Annotated in this window: 19 protein-coding genes; 15 read left to right on the forward strand and 4 right to left on the reverse strand. The window is 39.7% G+C overall.

Going from position 1 to position 17600, the window contains the following annotated elements:
- The first annotated feature begins 15 nt into the window (after window positions 1-15).
- From H8692_RS04255 to H8692_RS04265, 3 genes are all read left to right on the forward strand, one after another.
- On the forward strand, window positions 16-441 hold the full coding sequence (locus tag H8692_RS04255; protein WP_177269343.1) for a YwiB family protein: 426 nt from the start codon (window positions 16-18) through the stop codon (window positions 439-441).
- Window positions 442-582: 141 nt separating this feature from the next.
- Window positions 583-2100, forward strand: coding sequence for a DUF1846 domain-containing protein (locus H8692_RS04260; protein ID WP_177269341.1), 1518 nt, complete (start codon window positions 583-585; stop codon window positions 2098-2100).
- A gap of 25 nt (window positions 2101-2125) precedes the next feature.
- Entirely contained in the window at window positions 2126-3073 is a 948-nt protein-coding gene (locus H8692_RS04265) for an AEC family transporter (RefSeq protein WP_187525050.1), read from the forward strand.
- A 4-nt stretch (window positions 3074-3077) separates the two neighbouring features.
- Here H8692_RS04265 and H8692_RS04270 read toward each other — a convergent pair whose 3' ends face one another.
- Both H8692_RS04270 and H8692_RS04275 read right to left on the reverse strand, forming a co-directional pair.
- A complete protein-coding gene (locus tag H8692_RS04270) occupies window positions 3078-3473 on the reverse strand; it encodes a helix-turn-helix transcriptional regulator (protein ID WP_177267555.1) in 396 nt (131 codons plus the stop codon).
- A 5-nt stretch (window positions 3474-3478) separates the two neighbouring features.
- Window positions 3479-3913, reverse strand: coding sequence for a helix-turn-helix domain-containing protein (locus H8692_RS04275; protein WP_177267554.1), 435 nt, complete (start codon window positions 3911-3913; stop codon window positions 3479-3481).
- A gap of 239 nt (window positions 3914-4152) precedes the next feature.
- Between H8692_RS04275 and H8692_RS04280 the strand changes: the two genes are divergently transcribed.
- The 3 genes from H8692_RS04280 to H8692_RS04290 are packed head-to-tail and all read left to right on the forward strand — an operon-like array spanning window position 4153 to window position 5858.
- Window positions 4153-4515 (forward strand): helix-turn-helix domain-containing protein, encoded by a 363-nt coding sequence (locus tag H8692_RS04280; RefSeq protein ID WP_177267553.1) that lies wholly within the window; start codon window positions 4153-4155, stop codon window positions 4513-4515.
- A gap of 7 nt (window positions 4516-4522) precedes the next feature.
- Window positions 4523-5152 (forward strand): sigma-70 family RNA polymerase sigma factor, encoded by a 630-nt coding sequence (locus H8692_RS04285; protein WP_187525052.1) that lies wholly within the window; start codon window positions 4523-4525, stop codon window positions 5150-5152.
- Entirely contained in the window at window positions 5136-5858 is a 723-nt protein-coding gene (locus tag H8692_RS04290; RefSeq protein WP_187525053.1) for a DUF4367 domain-containing protein, read from the forward strand. The genes H8692_RS04285 and H8692_RS04290 overlap by 17 nt, the downstream gene beginning before the upstream one ends.
- Here H8692_RS04290 and H8692_RS04295 read toward each other — a convergent pair.
- The gene (locus tag H8692_RS04295) at window positions 5855-6313 is read right to left on the reverse strand and encodes a hypothetical protein (RefSeq protein WP_187525054.1); all 459 of its coding nucleotides are present in this window, start codon (window positions 6311-6313) and stop codon (window positions 5855-5857) included. The genes H8692_RS04290 and H8692_RS04295 overlap by 4 nt on opposite strands.
- Window positions 6314-6579: 266 nt before the next feature.
- Here H8692_RS04295 and H8692_RS04300 point away from each other — a divergent pair, with 266 nt between their 5' ends.
- From H8692_RS04300 to hydF, 7 genes are all read left to right on the forward strand, one after another.
- Entirely contained in the window at window positions 6580-7428 is an 849-nt protein-coding gene (locus H8692_RS04300) for a 3-hydroxybutyryl-CoA dehydrogenase (protein WP_177267549.1), read from the forward strand.
- Between the two features lie 533 nt (window positions 7429-7961).
- On the forward strand, window positions 7962-9536 hold the full coding sequence (gene rho / locus H8692_RS04305; protein WP_417494476.1) for a transcription termination factor Rho: 1575 nt from the start codon (window positions 7962-7964) through the stop codon (window positions 9534-9536).
- 1 nt (window position 9537) lies between these two features.
- The gene (locus H8692_RS04310; RefSeq protein ID WP_177267548.1) at window positions 9538-10569 is read left to right on the forward strand and encodes a DUF1385 domain-containing protein; all 1032 of its coding nucleotides are present in this window, start codon (window positions 9538-9540) and stop codon (window positions 10567-10569) included.
- 18 nt (window positions 10570-10587) lie between these two features.
- Window positions 10588-11472, forward strand: a complete 885-nt coding sequence (prmC, locus tag H8692_RS04315; protein WP_177267547.1) for a peptide chain release factor N(5)-glutamine methyltransferase — start codon at window positions 10588-10590, stop codon at window positions 11470-11472.
- A gap of 196 nt (window positions 11473-11668) precedes the next feature.
- Entirely contained in the window at window positions 11669-12691 is a 1023-nt protein-coding gene (hydE, locus tag H8692_RS04320) for a [FeFe] hydrogenase H-cluster radical SAM maturase HydE (protein ID WP_177267546.1), read from the forward strand.
- A 34-nt stretch (window positions 12692-12725) separates the two neighbouring features.
- The gene (gene hydG / locus H8692_RS04325; RefSeq protein ID WP_187525055.1) at window positions 12726-14147 is read left to right on the forward strand and encodes a [FeFe] hydrogenase H-cluster radical SAM maturase HydG; all 1422 of its coding nucleotides are present in this window, start codon (window positions 12726-12728) and stop codon (window positions 14145-14147) included.
- A gap of 22 nt (window positions 14148-14169) precedes the next feature.
- Window positions 14170-15399, forward strand: a complete 1230-nt coding sequence (gene hydF / locus H8692_RS04330; protein WP_177267544.1) for a [FeFe] hydrogenase H-cluster maturation GTPase HydF — start codon at window positions 14170-14172, stop codon at window positions 15397-15399.
- Between the two features lie 12 nt (window positions 15400-15411).
- Here the strand turns inward: hydF and H8692_RS04335 are convergent, their stop codons facing one another.
- Window positions 15412-16209, reverse strand: coding sequence for an arylamine N-acetyltransferase family protein (locus tag H8692_RS04335; protein WP_187525056.1), 798 nt, complete (start codon window positions 16207-16209; stop codon window positions 15412-15414).
- Between the two features lie 208 nt (window positions 16210-16417).
- Between H8692_RS04335 and rpmE the strand changes: the two genes are divergently transcribed.
- Window positions 16418-16618: a 50S ribosomal protein L31 gene (gene rpmE, locus H8692_RS04340; protein WP_177267542.1), complete on the forward strand. Its 201-nt coding sequence runs from the start codon at window positions 16418-16420 to the stop codon at window positions 16616-16618.
- A 278-nt stretch (window positions 16619-16896) separates the two neighbouring features.
- Window positions 16897-17496: a recombinase family protein gene (locus H8692_RS04345; protein WP_177267541.1), complete on the forward strand. Its 600-nt coding sequence runs from the start codon at window positions 16897-16899 to the stop codon at window positions 17494-17496.
- Window positions 17497-17600: the final 104 nt, after the last annotated feature.

The raw sequence follows: 17600 nt of genomic DNA on the forward strand, positions 1-17600 counted from the left end.
TTGGGGAGATAAGAAATGAAAGAGATAATGATTAGGATAAAAGGCCAGCAGGCTAATGGCGAAACCGGAGAAGATTCAATGGAATTCGTTACAGAGGCCAAGCTTTATAAAAGGGGAGAAGCCATATACCTGATCTATGAGGAAAGTGAGCTGTCCGGGATCCCGGGCTGCAAAACAAGACTGAAACTCAAGGACGGTAAGGTTCAGATGAAGCGATTCGGCGAAGGTGCAGGGGCCGGAAGTGAGATAAATTTTGAAACCGGGAAACGATATACAGGGTTTTATGAGACTCCTTTCGGCGCCATTGAGATGGAAGTCTTGACTAATAAGCTGGAGAATACTTTATCGGAGCAGGGTGACGGCTATATAGATATAGACTACAGTATTAGTTTGAAGGGTTTGCTTGAGGGCAGAAACAGACTCAACATTACATTGATGTAATAAAGTCAGGAGGTAAGAGGTTATGATGAGTAAAAAAGCTGTCATGGTAGTCGCCATAGCTATTATAGTGACGATGGTGGTGACGACCGTAACGTGTGCTATAGCATATTTGTAAAATAAACAACAATAGAGGAGGAGAAGATGTCACAAATAGGTTTCAGTGCAGAAAAGTATATTGAGGAACAGTCGAAGTACATATTGGAAAGGATAGATAATGGCGACGGCAAAAGACTTTATCTGGAGTTTGGCGGAAAGCTGGTTCAGGATAAGCATGCTATGAGAGTTTTGCCGGGGTTTGATGAAAACGCCAAGATAAAGCTGCTTCAGAAAATGAAGGATCAGGTGGAGATCATAATATGTATCTATTCAGGTGACATTACTACCAATAAAACAAGACAGGACTTTGGTATAACTTATGATCTTGAAGTGCTGAGACTTATCGATGTATTCAGAAAGTATGATCTTGAGATAAACAGCGTGGTTGTGACAAGATATGAAGATGATTCTCCTGCTGTAGACAAATTCATAAATAAACTGGAAAACAGAGGGATTAGGACATATAGACACAGATTTACAAAGGGATATCCCACAGATGTGGATACTATAGTAAGTGATGAAGGATATGGAGCAAATCCGTATATAGAAGTGAGTAAGCCTCTGGCAGTGGTAACAGGACCCGGGGGAGGAAGCGGTAAGCTGGCAACATGTCTTTCACAGCTTTATCATGAGTTTAAGATGGGGAAAAAAGTAAGATATGCCAAATTTGAAACATTTCCTATATGGAATATACCTCTTAAGCATCCTGTTAATATAGCTTATGAGGCTTCAACAGCTGATCTTAAAGATGTAAATATGATAGATTCCTTTCATCTTGAAGCATACGGAATACAGGCGGTAAACTATAACAGGGATCTTGAAGTTTTTCCTGTGGTGAAAAGGATAATAGAAAAAATTACTGGAGAGGAGTCAGAATATAAGTCGCCTACGGATATGGGAGTTAACAGGGCAGGTTTTAGTATCGTAGACGATGAGGTGGTCAGAGAGGCTGCATGTCAGGAGATAATAAGAAGATATATTATCGCTCAGTGCGATTATAAGAAAGGCAAGATAGATAATGATACACTGGAGAGAATCAAGCTTCTTATGGATGAATTATCCCTGTCTTCCGAAGACAGAAAAGTCGTAATACCTGCAAGAGAATACGCCGAACAGAAAAAAGCATGTGATGACAGATATGTAAATGTGGTGGTAATGGCTATGGAAATGGAAGATGGTACCATAATAACGGGAAGAAGTTCCAGAAGAATGGTTGCCGCTGCTGCTGCAATATTGAATTCAGTAAAATATCTGAGCGGTATGGCTGATGAGATACATCTCATTTCTCCCAATATACTGAGAAGTATACAGGAACTTAAAACAGAAGTTCTTATGTCGGACAAGTCGAGTCTTAACTGTGAGGAAATTCTTACAGCTCTTACGATTTCAGCTGCCACCAATCCTTCTGCCGAGGCTGCGCTTGGCAAACTTAGCTGCCTGAGAGGATGTAAGGCACATTGTACGGCCATTCTCAGTGATAAGGATGAGACTACTTTGAAAGCACTCGGGATAGATGTTACAAGTGATCCGGAATATATAACAAATAATCTTTATTACGGTTAGAGCGTACTTGAGGGAGTCAATACAAATGTACGGAAAATACTTTGTACTTTTTGCCATTCTTTTCACGGGATGGTTTTTGAGAAAAATAAATTTTATAGATGAGAAGATGGATCACAGTATAAATAAACTGATTGTGTACTTCGCATATCCCTGTCTTATTGTCCATAATATAGGAAGCCTGGATACTACTGAAGAGGTACTGCTGTCTTTTGCGGTTACTTTTGCCGTTAGTTTGGCTTCTTTTTATCTTTACGGACTTATATGTTACGGCTATGCTAAACTGAGAAAATTCCCGGCAGAAGAATCAAATATACTGGAGTTTGCCATGGTAATGCCTAATGACGGATTTATGGGATTTCCCGTGGCGCTGATTTTCTTTGGGGATATGGGGCTTCTGCTTATGCTGGCTCACAATGCGGCCATGAATTTCGCTATGTTTACGTATGGGATAAAACAGCTCAAAAGAAATTATAAGGACAAGCGAAAAGCGACGCCGAGAAGCCTTTTTAAAGCATTTCTCAAACTTATGCTCAATCCTAATATCCTTGCCCTTATAATAGGATTCCTGCTGAGTATATTCGGCAGAGCAATCCCTTCGGCTGTAGATGAATATTTGACATATCTTGGGAATATCTCGACGCCGATGGCGATGATTTTTATCGGCTCGAATCTTGTTGGATACAGATTCAGAGATATTATAAAAAGCAGAGTGATAATCGAAGCGAGTGCGGTCAAACTGATTTTGCTTCCTTTGCTTACGACATTGATGGTGTATTTCCTTCCGATATCATCATTGATGAAATCTATTATAGTGTTGGGGTCCTGTTTTCCTGTCGCAGCGACAGTTGCTATGCTGGCTGAGCAGGAGGGGCAGGACCCGGGGCCTGCCAGTAAGACATTATTCTTAAGCACAGTATTGTCTATAGTGACAGTGCCGGTTTCCATCAATGTGATAAATATGATTTTCATGTAAGAGGTTATTTCTTCATGTTTTTATTGGGATAGGCAAATTCCTGATAAAAGACGGCCTCTCTTTCAAGAAGTACATCGAGCCTTTCCATAATGACATTTTTTGACGCTACGGAAAGGCTTTCGTAATCATTAAGAAGCTCGGCCAACTGGCGGTCTTCGGAGTCAAAGTATATCCTGCTCAGAAGACCTTTTGACAGATCATGGTTTACAAGGCTTTCAAAACCGATATTGTATATGGCTGCAAGCGCATCAAGTGTTTGAATATCCGGAACTTTCGAACCTGTTTCGTAGGCCGAATACGTTGAGCGCGTTATGTATATTTTTGCGGCAAGTTCATCCTGATTCATACCGTGTACAGTGCGTAAAAGCTTTAAATTTTTACATAAGACTTCAAGATTCATGTTTATTATACTCCCTCATTGTTGGTATAGTCCCAGGGAAACTTGTTAAATGACCGATCGCGATCAGCCAGTGATTCAAGTTTGATACGGATTTGATTTCTCGCTCCGTGGGATAATTTAAGATAATTCTCCATAAAGTGATGTGCCTCTATCGCTTCTTTATTTCGTTTAAGAAGTGACAGCATGTGTTCTGTGATATCAAAAGAGAGCAGATAGTCTAAGCTGATATCATAAAAAGTTGAAATATCATACAGTGTTATGATGTCCGGCATTTTGAGTCCGTTTTCAAGGGTGCAGTAGCAAGACCGTGACATATGCAGCATATCCGCCGCCTGTTCCTGACTCAACCCTTTGATATATCTCAGGAGACGAAGGTTCTTGGAGATATATTTATGGGCCTGATACATGTCACGTCTGCATTTGTTTTCTTCGATACGCATATCTGTGATCCTCCATAAACTAAGAAAAAATAAATGTTGCATAATATAAGAGGAGCAAAGTAATCAAAAAGTTTCAAATTTATGCAAAAAAACTTAAAATGTAACAATTTTTGATAAAATTCCATATCTACCCTCTTAAAGTTTATAATAAACCTTCTCATAGTTGAAAACACAATATATTGGGGATATTAAACTATAAGCAGTAAAAAATACTAACTTATAGAGGGGAAGCCGGTATTATGGAATTTAAGGAATTAAACAAGAAAGAGATGGGTGCGAGAATAAGAGCGAGAAGGGAAGCCATGAACATGTCCAGAAGCGAACTTGGCGCACTTCTTTCTGTAACAGGAAAATTTATCGCAGATATAGAATATGGAGACAAGGGAGTGTCTTTGAAAAATTTGTATAAACTTACACAGGTATTGGGCGTAAGTGCGGATTTTATTATAGCAGGGGATGAATCCGATATGCCGAGCGATGAAAAGAAGAGAAAACTCAATGAGAATATAATAGGCTCTTTAAGTGTATGCTCGGTTCAGCAGTTAGATTGTATGGAGCAGATAGCGAGACTTTATGTGGAAGGTATAGTTAATAAGGAATAGTGGTGAAGTGTGTACATTGGATAGAGAAGAAATTTTAGAATTGCTTTGTAGCAAGTATGTTTATGTAATTCGTCTCATGAAGATAATGGGTGTTGATGAAAATGATGTCGAAGATGTGGCGACGGAAGTATTCATAGATGCGTTCAGAGGTTTGGATAATTTGAGAGATCCGGAAAAGTTGGTGCCTTGGCTTAAGAAAATCGCAAGAAACAGAGCCAGTAAGTATTTTCGCAAACGTGCAAAACGCAAAGAAATCTCCAACATGATAAAGACTGAAATGGGTGAGATTGATATCTTTGATACCATTGCTGATGAGGTCACAGTCGAAAAGTTATTACAAGATGCTGAACGCAGAGGCATGGTAAGAGATATGATCAACAATCGGATACCGTTCCACAAGCGCCTGCCTTATGAACGCAGAGGCATGGTAAGAGATATGATCAACAATCTGCCGGATGTGAGCAGAAGAGTGATTCGCATGAGATTCTGGGGAGAATACAAACATTCCGAAATAGCAGAGATCATGAATATCAACATCAATACGGAGAAAAGTATTTACAGAAGAAGCTTGAAACACTTGAAAGAACAGTACTTGAATATTCTCAGAAAGGAAGAGCGTGATGAGTGGAAACGATAACAGCAAACGGTCCATAGGACAGATTATCTCTGATGCTACCGATGAAGAATTAAAGGATTATCATAAAGAAAGCGCAGGAAATATGACTCCTGACAGATTAAAGGCCATGGCTGCCCGGACAGAGAAAAGAAAAAGGCGTCATATGCGTGAACTGGCGGGGGTTGCTGCCTTGTTTATCCTTGTGGTAGTGGGAGGTATAATGGTATTTAATACATTTACGACTGATGTCGATGCAGATAAGAACGCCAAAGAAGAGATCGTAACGGAGGATGGCGTAGTTATTGAAGATGGAGGTTGGGGAAGCAGCAGTGAGGACAATTGGGTAATAACCGATTGGGCAGAAGTTAAGATTGCGAAGATAACTGTTCCTGAACTTGTAGTACCGGAATATATTCCAAAGGGATACGATTTTCATTCTTTAACAATAGAGGATGCAGGAAATATAACAAGGAATACATATATCTTTAAAAATGATGATATGCAAGAATATACAATTCAAGAATGTATACAGGATGAGAATTTAGGATCTACACAGATTAATAATGGTGATAGACAGGTTAATAGTAAAAAAGGTGTAATATATATAGAAGAAAATCAGAAAAGTAATAATGCCATCATATGTATTGATGATAGCATTATTGTATATATTTGGTCTACTTTTACAGATAAAGAAATTGTAAAAATTGTTGATAATATGACATATTAGAAAGAGCCAGTATATCGTGTTGTTGAATAGGTTCCATTGGAATTAGTATCAGAAATGACTACTTTAGCCCTATATACTTTTCCGCTTTTTAAAGTAAAAGTTCTTGAAGCTATAATAGAATATGTATTATATTCTGTTTTTATATAAGAGTATACAGGTAAATCTGTGGCTGTTTTCCAAGAACCGTTTGATTTAACTTGTAAGGTTATAGTGCATGTTGCTTTTGATGCTTTTGTATTAAAGCTTGCATTGGCAGATACACTTCCGCTGGTACTGCTTTTTCTTGAAGCACCTACAGTAGCTGAGGTTGTCGACCTTGGAGCAATTTCGTTTCCTTCACTTACAGTCGGGGTATCTGCTGTTTTTTCAGACTGAGCCTCTGCTGCGAATAATGCTGTAGGCATTGACAGAACCATAGCTGCTGCTAACACAAAAGTTAATAATTTTTTCTTCATTTTTTTCTCTCCTTTTTTAGAAATATTGATTTAGAATGGTTTGCATTTTAGGAGAGAACGTACTGTTAAACAATAAAACCCGCATAGGTCGAAATCTTTGTTTTCAAATGTCGACAATGCGGGTTTTGAAAATAAAAAATAGAGAAAAAATTTCTTAATTTGCGACGATTAATAATAAAAGCAAAAAGAAATAATAAAAAGCTGGTATATTTTGAAAAAAAAGTTTACAATGATAGTAATATAGATGATTTAAGGAGGATTTTATTATGAAGACAGTTGGTGTACTGGGAACAGGCACAATGGGTGCCGGTATCATTCAGGTTTTGGCTCAGAGTGGATATAATGTGGTATTAAGAGCCAGAAGACAGACTTCTGTAGACAGAGGCATCGCTACGGTAGAGAAGAATCTCGACAAACTGATAAAGAAAGAAAAGATTACCGAAGCGGATAAGGCTGATATAATGGCCAGAGTACATGGCTCTACAGATATAACTATCATAAAAGATGCCGACCTGGTGATCGAAGCGGCAACTGAAAATATGGAAGCGAAGAAAGCCCTTTTTCAGGAGCTGGATGAACTTTGTAAGCCTGAAGCCATCATAGCTACAAATACATCTGCCCTTTCAATCACAGAGATTGCTGCGGCAACAAACCGACCTGATAAGATCATAGGAATGCACTTCTTTAATCCGGTTCCTGCAATGAAGCTGGTTGAGATTGTTAAGGGACTTACTACATCAGATGAGACGAGAGAAACCATTTTGGCTCTTACAGAAAAGCTGGGTAAAACTCCTGTAGATGTCGCAGAAGCGCCGGGATTCGTAGTAAACAGGATTCTTATTCCTATGATAAATGAAGGTATCGGAATATTGGCTGATGGAGTTGCCGATGCCAAGGGAATCGATACAGCTATGCAGCTTGGAGCAAATCATCCGATGGGACCTCTTGCGTTGGGAGATTTGGTAGGACTTGACGTTTGCCTCGCTATCATGGAAACATTATATAATGAGTTTGGAGATACGAAATATAGACCTCATCCGCTCCTCAGAAAGATGGTAAGAGCTAATAAGCTGGGGAGAAAGACAGGAGAAGGATTTTACGATTACAGTAAATAAGTTTGGAAACAAAGAAAATATTAAAAGGCAGGAATATGGATTTTTACCCCTGCCTTTTATATTGCTCTTAAAAACAGGTGAAATGGCTGAAATTATTTCCAATAAATTACAAAAATATGTTGACAAAAGGGACTGAAAGAATATAATTAAATAAATGGTATATTTTTACATTAAAAGAGAACGTTTAAAAAGAGCGCTAAGCGGGAGTAGAATATTTGTCCGTCAATTGCTTACTTTTTCCGGAGTCTATGGAACATGAAACATATAAGATAATATTGAATACAATTAACATGATAACGGAATTGACGGAATTATCCGAAGAGATGATCAGAAAGCTGTCATAAAAACCGCATCCTGTGTGCGGTTTTTTTGTAAATTTGACAGCCAAATATTGTATAGGTTTAAGAATCGGTGTATATTATATTTATAGTAAATTTTGAAGTAAAATCTTGATCCCAATCGGATTTAATTTATTTTCTATTTATTCCCGTAAAAAAATTTTATTTTATTTGAGACAGAAAGGGTTCACATTTATGTGGAAGACTATGGAGGAGTCAGCGCTTAAGACAAAAAAGGTGGCTGAACTTAGAGAGATCGCAAAGACATTTGGTCTTAAGAATTACCAGAAAATGAAGAAAGCGGAACTGGTAAAGGCGCTGATGAAGGATGAAGAGACATCAGAAGCCGATGAGCATAAGGAGACCGAGGACAATAAAGATATTGAGAAAAACAGCAGGCTTAAGGAGAATAAAACTAAAGCAGTAAAAACTATGAATAAAGGCAGAAAGACAATATCTGCCGTGAGTATAAAAGAATCGGAAAATCAAGAAAAGAAGGAAGAAGACAACAAAAATTCTTCGAAAAATAAAGAATGTGAAAATATTTCATGCGTAGAGGTTCAAACAGAGGAAATACAGGAATCGGATATCTCTGAGAAACATCAAAAGTCCGGTAAGCAGAAAAGTAAAGCAGTTCCTGACAGAAATGACAGGTTTGAAGTGGAGGGTATATTAGAGCTTGCTGACGGAGGTTTTGGCTTTCTCAGGTTTAATAATTTTCTTACCAGCGAAAAGGATATATATGTAGCGCCTGCACAGATAAGAAGATTTAATCTTAAAACAGGCGATAAGATAAAAGGAATATGCAGAAATCCAAATGAGGGTGACAAATTCGGCGCATTGCTTTATGTAGTGACTGTGAATGGAGATGAGCCGGGAGCTGCTATTAAGCGTCCTGATTTTGATTCTCTGACCCCTATTTTTCCTAATCAGAGATTTACCTTGGAGGATGGCAGGGATCTTTCTCTCAGGCTGATTGATTTAGTGGCGCCGATAGGAAAGGGGCAGAGAGGTTTGATCGTAGCGCCTCCAAAAGCCGGAAAAACAGTGCTTCTTAAGAAAATGGCCAATAGCATAGAAAAAAATTATCCTGACGTGGAGATGATAGTTTTGCTGGTTGATGAACGGCCGGAAGAAGTTACAGATATGAAGCGAAGTCTTAAGGGAAACGGAGAAGTTATCTATTCTACATTTGACGAACTCCCGCAGCATCATGTAAAGGTAGCAGAAATGGTTCTTGCGCGAGCTCAGCGACTGGCTGAACATGGCAAGGATGTCGTGATTTTGATGGACAGCATAACAAGACTTGCGCGAGCATATAATTTAGTGGTGCCTGCTTCGGGTAAAACTTTGTCAGGCGGTTTTGATCCGGGAGCTTTGCATAAACCCAAGAAATTTTTCGGAGCGGCCAGAAAACTGGAAGAAGGAGGCAGCATCACTATACTGGCAACAGCGCTTGTTGAAACAGGAAGCCGTATGGATGATCTTATTTTTGAAGAATTCAAAGGCACAGGGAATATGGAACTTCATTTAGACAGAAAACTTTCAGAAAAACGTATATTCCCTGCAATTAATCTCAGCAAATCAGGAACAAGAAGAGAAGATCTTCTTATGAGACAGGATGAGCTGGAAGCGATCTGGTATATGAGAAGAGCTTTGGGCAATAGAGATAATCAGGAAGTTACGGAAATGATACTGGACAATTTGGCTCATACGAAGGATAATAAAACTTTCATAGAAGTGATAAAAAAGATTAAGTTAGAGGGGTAGCATGGATTTAAGCAAAATTTTTCTGAAGGGAGCGTGTCCTACCAAAATGGGAGGACAGGCGGTGATGGAAGGTATAATGATGAGGGGCGAGACTAAAACTGCTCTGGCATTGAGACTTCCTGACGGCAGTATTAAGGTAGAAACAGGCGATATAAAAGAACAGAAAAAATGGATGAAACTTCCTCTTGTACGAGGCGTGGCATCCTTTATATCTTCGCTTGTGGTAGGTACCGGGCAGCTTATGAAATCTGCTGAAATACTGACAGATGCAGAGGATGAAGAATATGAAGAAACGCGTTTTGAGCGGTGGCTGAATAAAAAATTCGGAAGCAAAGGCGCATGGAGTTTTATGATATATGTATCAGTTATAATCGCTCTGCTTTTTACAGTAGGTGTGTTTATAATTCTGCCGACAGCTGTGGTCAACCTGATGAAACTTTTTACTGAAAACATATTCTGGCTTAATTTTACTGAGGGAGTAGTCAGGATACTTCTGTTTGTGCTGTATGTATGGGCCATATCTTTTATGGGGGATATAAAGCGTGTGTTCCAATATCATGGCGCAGAGCATAAGACTATTCACTGTTTTGAAAACGGCCTTGAGCTTACGCCTGAAAACTGCCGTCAGTTTCCAACACTTCATCCCAGATGCGGTACAAGTTTTCTGATGTTTGTATTTATTATTGCTTTTGCTCTTCATTTTCTGCTGGGATGGCCTAATCTGATATTGAGGATAGTATCAAGGCTTTTACTGCTGCCTCTGATAGCGGGGTTGTCGTATGAATTGCTCAGATGGGCGGGGAAAAGTGATAACACTGTAGTAAAGATATTAAGCATACCGGGGCTGTATCTTCAGAAGATAACCACTAAGGAGCCCGACGACAGACAGCTTGAAGTAGCTATTACAGCAATAAATGCGGTGCTGGCAGCAGAGGGAAAGAAAAAGAGTGAGGACAGTGTATTATGTGAAAGCAATAAAAACGCCTTGACGGAATTGCCGAAGCCGCCGCTTAAGAAACGAAGATTCATATAAATTTAAGGAAGGATAAAAATGAAGACGAGAATACTTGTGAAAGAAGGAGAATATCAACTTTCCAAGGCTTTTTGCATGGACCCTAAAATAGATGCGCAGGAACTGTATTGTTTTCTTACAGGTATAGATAAGGTCAATTTATTTCTCAAAGCTGAGGAAGAGGTCGATCCTGAAACAGAAGAAAAGTATATGGAACTCATAAAGAAAAGGGCCGCTCGTATCCCTTTGCAGCATATTACAGGTGTTCAGGAATTTATGGGGTATACATTTAAAGTGAATCCCCATGTTCTGATCCCAAGGCAGGATACGGAGACTCTGGTCAGTGAAGCAGCAAAGACCGTTCAGAACACACCCAGAGAAAAGCTTTCATTTTTTGAAAAGCTTAAGGGAAGAAAAGAGTGGGAGATATTAGACCTGTGCTGCGGAAGCGGCGCTGTTGGCATTTCTCTGGCAAAAATCTGCGGAAATGTAAAGGTGACAGCCTCTGATATAAGTGAAGATGCCATTGATACAGCGTCGGAAAACGCCAGAGAGCTTAGAGCAAAAGTAAAATTTATTAGAGGCAATATGTTTAATCCTCTGAAAGGCAGAAAGTTTGATATGATCGTATCAAACCCTCCGTATATAAAAACTAATATGATTTCTATACTGCAGGAGGAAGTTAAAGATCATGAGCCTCTTACAGCGCTGGATGGGGGCAGAGACGGACTGGATTTTTACAGGACGATAGTCGATAATGCTGCCGACTATCTTAAAGCGGGAGGATTCTTGCTTATGGAGATAGGATATGATCAGGGAGAGGATCTCCGTAAAATGTTAAAAGATTCAGGTAAATATTCTCCGGCAGAGGTAATAAAAGATTTACCTGGGCGGGATCGTGTGGTAAAATGTAAATTGAAATAGGATAAAAACTGTCTGATTAGATAAGACAGTACATATATTTCGTACTGACGCCAAGGGTTTGACCGAGGAAAAAGGCGATGATAAAAAGGTTAGTCACCGTTTTTTTTCGGTTAGTTAAGATTATCGTAAACCACCTCTGTTTAGCTGTTGGCATACAGAGGTGGTTTTTCTTATTTAGTAAAAGTACGGAGGACTCATGAAAATTTATCCACAACTTAAATCTGCAGAAGGAATTGCGGCACTTTTATCATCAGAAGATTTTACACAGGTATATCGTCTGGCAGATCAAATCCGCCGCGAGACAGTCGGAGATATTGTACATTTAAGAGCTATAATAGAATTTTCCAATATATGCAAAAGGCAATGTGTATATTGTGGCCTAAACAGGGAAAACAAGGAGCTGGGAAGATTTCGGATGAGCCGCGAGGAAATATTGGAGGCGGCTGCAGAAGCTGTGTCGGCTGGGTATCGCACTATTGTTTTGCAGTCCGGAGAGGACGATTATTTCACAGCCGGCAGACTTGCGGATATCATAAAGAGTATAAAGGAGATGGAGGTTCCCTCTGAAGAAAGAACCGTCAGCCCTATTCATCCGGCGGTAACTATAAGCTGCGGAGAGAGGTGTGAGGAAGATTACCGTATTTGGAAGCAGGCAGGGGCTGACAGATATCTTTTAAAGCATGAAACCGCAGATCCTAGGATATACGATGAACTTCACCCTTGCGGAACACTGCAGCAAAGAGTGAAATGTCTTAAAATTCTAAGCAGACTCGGATATGAGACAGGCAGCGGATTTATGGTGGGGCTTCCGGGACAGACTCTGCGTACTCTGGGTGAAGATTTACTTCTTTTAAAAGAGATACCATGTAAAATGGCCGGGATAGGCCCTTTTATATCGAATCCCAAAACGCCTCTTGCAGATCAGCCCGACGGAGATCCGGAAATGGCAAGGCGAGCTGTGGCTGTAGCAAGGATTTTGCTTCCCGAAGCGAATCTTCCGCTGACTACGTCACTTTCTGTTCTTTCAGATAAAGAAAAACGCCGAATTTCGGACAATCCTTTTTCTTTCGGAGCTAATGTTGTGATGAAGAAGGTTACTCCTGATAAGTATAAGAAAGCTTATGAGATATATCCTGCGGAATTTAAGAAGACAGAAATTTTACAGGACAGAAAAGAGCTTGAAAGGCTGATAAAAAGCTATGGCAGAAAACCTTTGTAAAAATATAACCATCAATGAAAAGGAGAGATTGAAAATGGCAGTTTACAACAGTACGTCTAAAAAGGCGGAAGAATTTATTAACCATGAGCAGATCCTAAAGACTCTTGAATATGCAGGGCAGCATAAAGACGATCTGGAAATGATGGAACAGATCTTAGAGAAAGGGAGAAAATATCAGGGCCTTTCATATAAAGAGGCTGCTACGCTGCTGGAGTGCGAAGATCCCGATATAATACAGAAAACCTTTGCTCTGGGGAAAGAGATAAAAGAGCATTTTTACGGAAACAGAATAGTTATGTTTGCGCCGCTGTATTTATCAAATTATTGTGTAAATGGCTGTGTGTACTGTCCCTATCATGGGCAGAATAAGCATATTCCGAGGAAGAAACTGACTCAGCAAGAGATAAAGGAAGAAGTGATAGCCCTTCAGGATATGGGACATAAGAGGCTTGCGATAGAAGCGGGAGAAGACCCGTATAACAATCCTATCGAATATATTCTGGAAAGTATAAAGACTATTTACAGTATAAAACATAAAAATGGAGCTATCAGACGAGTAAACGTCAACATTGCGGCGACTTCTGTTGAAGAATATAAAATGCTCAAAGATGCCGGGATAGGGACATATATACTTTTTCAAGAGACATATAATAAAAAAGCTTATGAAGCGCTTCATCCATCGGGGCCGAAAAGTGACTATGCTTACCATACGGAAGCTATGGACAGAGCTATGGAAGCGGGTATAGATGATGTAGGATGCGGAGTACTGTTCGGGCTGGAAAATTATAAATATGATTTTGTGGGAATGCTCATGCATGCTCATCATCTGGAGAAGACCTATGGCTGTGGCCCTCATACTATTAGTGTTCCAAGAATAAGGCCGGCAGATGATATAGATCCGGATACCTTTGACAATGGCGTCCCCGATGATGTGTTCAAAAGAATAGTGGCTGTTCTCAGAATAGCGGTGCCTTATACGGGAATGATAATGTCTACTCGTGAAAGCGCCAAGACAAGGCGAGAATGTCTTGAGATTGGGATAACACAGATCAGCGGGGGAAGCCGGACAAGTGTAGGTGGATATGTGGAAGATGAAAGAGATGAGGATACAGTTCAGTTTGATGTTGAAGACAGAAGATCTTTGGCGGAAGTAGTTGACTGGCTTATAGATCTGGGATATGTGCCAAGCTTCTGTACAGCGTGCTATAGGGAGGGAAGAACAGGAGACAGGTTCATGAGCCTTCTTAAGTCCGGACAGATTGCAAATTGCTGTCAGCCTAATGCGCTGATGACTTTAAAAGAATTTCTTATGGATTATGCAGGAGAGGAGACTCATAAGAAAGGAGATGCTATTATAGCAGAGAGGCTGGCCATGATACCTAATGAAAAAGTAAGAGAAGTCTGTTCCGAGCATCTTAAAGAAATAGAAGCCGGAAACAGAGATTTCAGATTTTAGCCTTTGAGGAAGGAGGGTTGAAATGAGCCTTTATGATACTCCAAGAGCAAGCAGACTTCATATAGCAATATACGGTAAGCGTAATGCCGGCAAATCATCATTGATAAACGCCTTGACTGGTCAGGATATTGCGCTTGTCTCTGATTCTCCCGGTACGACAACGGATCCTGTGTATAAATCAATGGAGCTTCATCCCATAGGCCCCGTGGTCTTTATAGATACGGCAGGTTTTGATGATGAAGGCGAGCTTGGGGAGCTTAGAGTTCGGCGCACAGAAGAGGTGGCTGCGAAAACAGATATAGCGATCATTGTCATAGAAAAAAGTGAGGCTGAGAAAAGTTCTTGGAAATATGAGAAACACTGGTGTAAATTGCTGTCTTCGCAAGGTATTCCCCTTATATTTGTCATCAATAAATGTGATGACCCTGAGGATATTAATAAAAAATTTTTATGGGAGGAAAAGGTCAAAGCTTTTGCTGGGGACGTTCCTGTTATTAGAGTCAGCGCTGCTGGGAAGACAGGCCTTGATGAACTGAAGGCAGCCATAGAAAGATCAGTGCCGGAAGATTTTCTTCGTCAAAAGATATTGGGCGATATGATAGGAGAAGATGGTCTTGCACTTCTTGTGATGCCACAGGATATCCAGGCCCCTAAAGGAAGATTGATACTGCCTCAGGTGCAGACTTTGAGAGAGCTTTTGGACAGAAAATGTACAGCGGTTTCTACAACAGCAGATGGTTTTGAACGGGCGCTTTTATCATTGAACAGAGCTCCGGATCTAATAATAACAGATTCTCAGTGTTTCAGACAGATATATGAAAAAAAACCGCAGGAAAGTGCTCTCACATCTTTTTCTGTATTATTCGCTGCTTATAAGGGAGATATAGATATCTTTGCCGAAGGAGCATCGCAATTAGACAATATGACTGAAAAATCAAAGGTTTTGATTGCCGAGGCTTGCACTCACGTTCCTCTTTCCGAAGATATAGGAAGAGAAAAAATCCCTAATTTGCTGAGAAAAAAATTCGGAAAAAATCTTAAAGTAGTCAATGTCTGCGGAAATGACTTTCCTGATACAGATAAACTAAAAGAGTTTGATCTGGTAATACACTGCGGAGCATGTATGTTCAACAGACGCCATGTTCTGAGCAGAATAGCCGAAGCGAAGGCAGCCGGAGTGCCGATAACTAATTATGGTATAGTATTGGCAAAGCTGATGGGGATATTGGATAAAATACAGATTCCCCAGTGACCCGACAGAAAGTTATAGCGGCAGGAGGAAAATTTCTCTGAGGATTTTTTCTTCCTGTTTTTTTGTTTTTATCGGGTATATGATATTTTCTACGCCGTTGACTTCTTTGAGAAACAGATTGTTTCTGACTGCGTAAAAAGTACCGTTGATGTAAAGAGATACTTTTGTGAATTTATTTATTTTTGAATCAGGATGGCGTTCGGCAAAAAATGTTGGGGCAATGAAGTCAAGATCTATATGAGGTTCTTCGGTAAATCCCAGTATTTTGCGCCAACCCAGCTTAGGTCGGTTTTGCCACATTATCCATCCCCAAAAATCATCTCTGGTAAAACGATATTGACATTCTCCGTCATCCTGGATAATATTCTCCCGAAGGAGAAGGGGAATCCTGTGATGCTCAAAATTGAAGCCTGCGTCAGTTATGTATTGCTTTCCGTCTAAAGCAACGCTTATAATACGGTGACTTCGCATCTGTACGGGGTTTGAAGAAGCTATGATGCGGGCGCTGTAACTGACAGTCTGAAATCCCAGAGACTCCAGAAACCAGTTGTAGAGAGTATTTATCTCTGAACAGACGCCGCCTCTGCGATGGGTTATGATCTTATGAAACAGATCTGTGCGATTAAGAGAAACGGCTTTTCCTGCCATGATATCGAGATTTTCAAAAGGGATATGGGAAATATGCTGTTTATGAAGATGGGTCAGATATTCGATATCAAGGCTGTCAGAGCGGTATGCGCTGATTCTTTCAAAATACGAGTCTGTCTGATCCGACAACATGTGTATGCTTTCTCGCTGTATTGGATTCATTGCTTCGCCTCCATTTATGAATATCTTTATTATAGTTGACTATTATTAAAAGTGTCAATTGTTGATAATTTTCTTATGGTTTTTATTTGGCGTGAAAATCGCGAAAATACTTGTGTTTTTAAAAAGCCTGTGATATGCTATATAAGCTGTATGATTTGACAGTAATTATGCAAAGGTGGTAAACCTGAGCAGGAAAGAGGTGATTAGCATGAAAAAAGGAATCCATCCTGAATACAAGGAATGTAAAGTAACTTGCGCATGCGGTAACACATTTATGACAAAGTCCGTCAATGAAGAAATCAGAACGGACATTTGCTCAGCGTGCCATCCATTCTTTACAGGACAGCAGAAATTTGCCCACAGAGGCGGACGAGTTGAAAAGTTTAAGAACAAGTACAATTTGGATTAGTCAGGAAAAAACAGCAGACTGCTTTTTTGGCAGTCTGTTTTTTTTATATAGAAAATATTGTTTTAAAATATTTTTGAGGTGTAACAAAAGTCTGTTTTCGAAAAATAAGCAGCGCAGGCTTTGCAACGGTACGCCTGTAATATGAAAGCTCTGTAAGGTTATGGAGCTTAGTCATTTTTCCCCTTTTCAATATTGATACGTTATATATAGAGATCATGAGTTTTATGTAGGATTCTGTATAAAATATCGGTAGTCACAGAATATTTAAGGAGGCTATCATGGAAAAGAAGAAAATGTACGGATATATAAGAGTTTCCAGCAGGGATCAAAACGAAGCAAGGCAAGTTATTGCCTTGAAGAACTACGGTATATCGGATAGTGATATGTATCTTGATAAATTAAGCGGAAAAGATTTTGACAGGCCGTCGTATAAAAGAATGCTGAAAAATCTCAGGCAGGGAGATGTTGTCGTTGTGAAAAGTATAGACCGTCTTGGGAGAAATTATGAGGAGATCATTGAGCAGTGGAATATAATTACACGGGAAAAGAAAAGCGATATTGTGGTCATGGATATGCCGCTTCTTGATACAAGAAAGGGTAAGGATCTTATAGGGACACTTATTTCCGACATTGTTTTGCAGCTGTTGTCCTATGTTGCACAGACAGAGAGGGAGAATATCAGACAGAGGCAGGCGGAAGGAATACGGGCAGCCAAAGAGCGAGGAACGAAATTTGGGAGAAAGCGTATAGAGATGCCTCCGGAATTTCGCTGCCTGAGTGAACGCTGGAAAAAAGGAGAGATTTCGTCTAGGGAAGCTGGACAAAAATTAGGTATATCATATCAAACTTTTTTGAGAAACGTTAAAAACTGTTTGTGAAATTAAGTAGACTTTTTCTCACATCAGTTGTGTTCATTTTGTTATATGAAGTAGACTTTTGGTAACAAAGGAAAAACACTTGAAATACCATATTTTTAAACAAA

Origin of the sequence: Lentihominibacter hominis, assembly GCF_014385065.1 — a bacterium.
In the GTDB taxonomy this organism is placed as follows: Bacteria; Bacillota; Clostridia; order Peptostreptococcales; family Anaerovoracaceae; genus Lentihominibacter; species Lentihominibacter hominis.

What these genes read in the sequence shown, in the direction of transcription:
- H8692_RS04255 (WP_177269343.1), top strand. Translation starts at nt 16, where the DNA reads ATGAAAGAGATAATGATTAGGATAAAAGGCCAGCAGGCTAATGGCGAA.
- H8692_RS04260 (WP_177269341.1), top strand. Translation starts at nt 583, where the DNA reads ATGTCACAAATAGGTTTCAGTGCAGAAAAGTATATTGAGGAACAGTCG.
- H8692_RS04265 (WP_187525050.1), top strand. Translation starts at nt 2,126, where the DNA reads ATGTACGGAAAATACTTTGTACTTTTTGCCATTCTTTTCACGGGATGG.
- H8692_RS04270 (WP_177267555.1), bottom strand. Translation starts at nt 3,473, where the DNA reads ATGAATCTTGAAGTCTTATGTAAAAATTTAAAGCTTTTACGCACTGTA.
- H8692_RS04275 (WP_177267554.1), bottom strand. Translation starts at nt 3,913, where the DNA reads ATGCGTATCGAAGAAAACAAATGCAGACGTGACATGTATCAGGCCCAT.
- H8692_RS04280 (WP_177267553.1), top strand. Translation starts at nt 4,153, where the DNA reads ATGGAATTTAAGGAATTAAACAAGAAAGAGATGGGTGCGAGAATAAGA.
- H8692_RS04290 (WP_187525053.1), top strand. Translation starts at nt 5,136, where the DNA reads ATGAGTGGAAACGATAACAGCAAACGGTCCATAGGACAGATTATCTCT.
- H8692_RS04295 (WP_187525054.1), bottom strand. Translation starts at nt 6,313, where the DNA reads ATGAAGAAAAAATTATTAACTTTTGTGTTAGCAGCAGCTATGGTTCTG.
- H8692_RS04300 (WP_177267549.1), top strand. Translation starts at nt 6,580, where the DNA reads ATGAAGACAGTTGGTGTACTGGGAACAGGCACAATGGGTGCCGGTATC.
- rho (WP_417494476.1), top strand. Translation starts at nt 7,962, where the DNA reads ATGTGGAAGACTATGGAGGAGTCAGCGCTTAAGACAAAAAAGGTGGCT.
- H8692_RS04310 (WP_177267548.1), top strand. Translation starts at nt 9,538, where the DNA reads ATGGATTTAAGCAAAATTTTTCTGAAGGGAGCGTGTCCTACCAAAATG.
- prmC (WP_177267547.1), top strand. Translation starts at nt 10,588, where the DNA reads ATGAAGACGAGAATACTTGTGAAAGAAGGAGAATATCAACTTTCCAAG.
- hydE (WP_177267546.1), top strand. Translation starts at nt 11,669, where the DNA reads ATGAAAATTTATCCACAACTTAAATCTGCAGAAGGAATTGCGGCACTT.
- hydG (WP_187525055.1), top strand. Translation starts at nt 12,726, where the DNA reads ATGGCAGTTTACAACAGTACGTCTAAAAAGGCGGAAGAATTTATTAAC.
- hydF (WP_177267544.1), top strand. Translation starts at nt 14,170, where the DNA reads ATGAGCCTTTATGATACTCCAAGAGCAAGCAGACTTCATATAGCAATA.
- H8692_RS04335 (WP_187525056.1), bottom strand. Translation starts at nt 16,209, where the DNA reads ATGAATCCAATACAGCGAGAAAGCATACACATGTTGTCGGATCAGACA.
- rpmE (WP_177267542.1), top strand. Translation starts at nt 16,418, where the DNA reads ATGAAAAAAGGAATCCATCCTGAATACAAGGAATGTAAAGTAACTTGC.
- H8692_RS04345 (WP_177267541.1), top strand. Translation starts at nt 16,897, where the DNA reads ATGGAAAAGAAGAAAATGTACGGATATATAAGAGTTTCCAGCAGGGAT.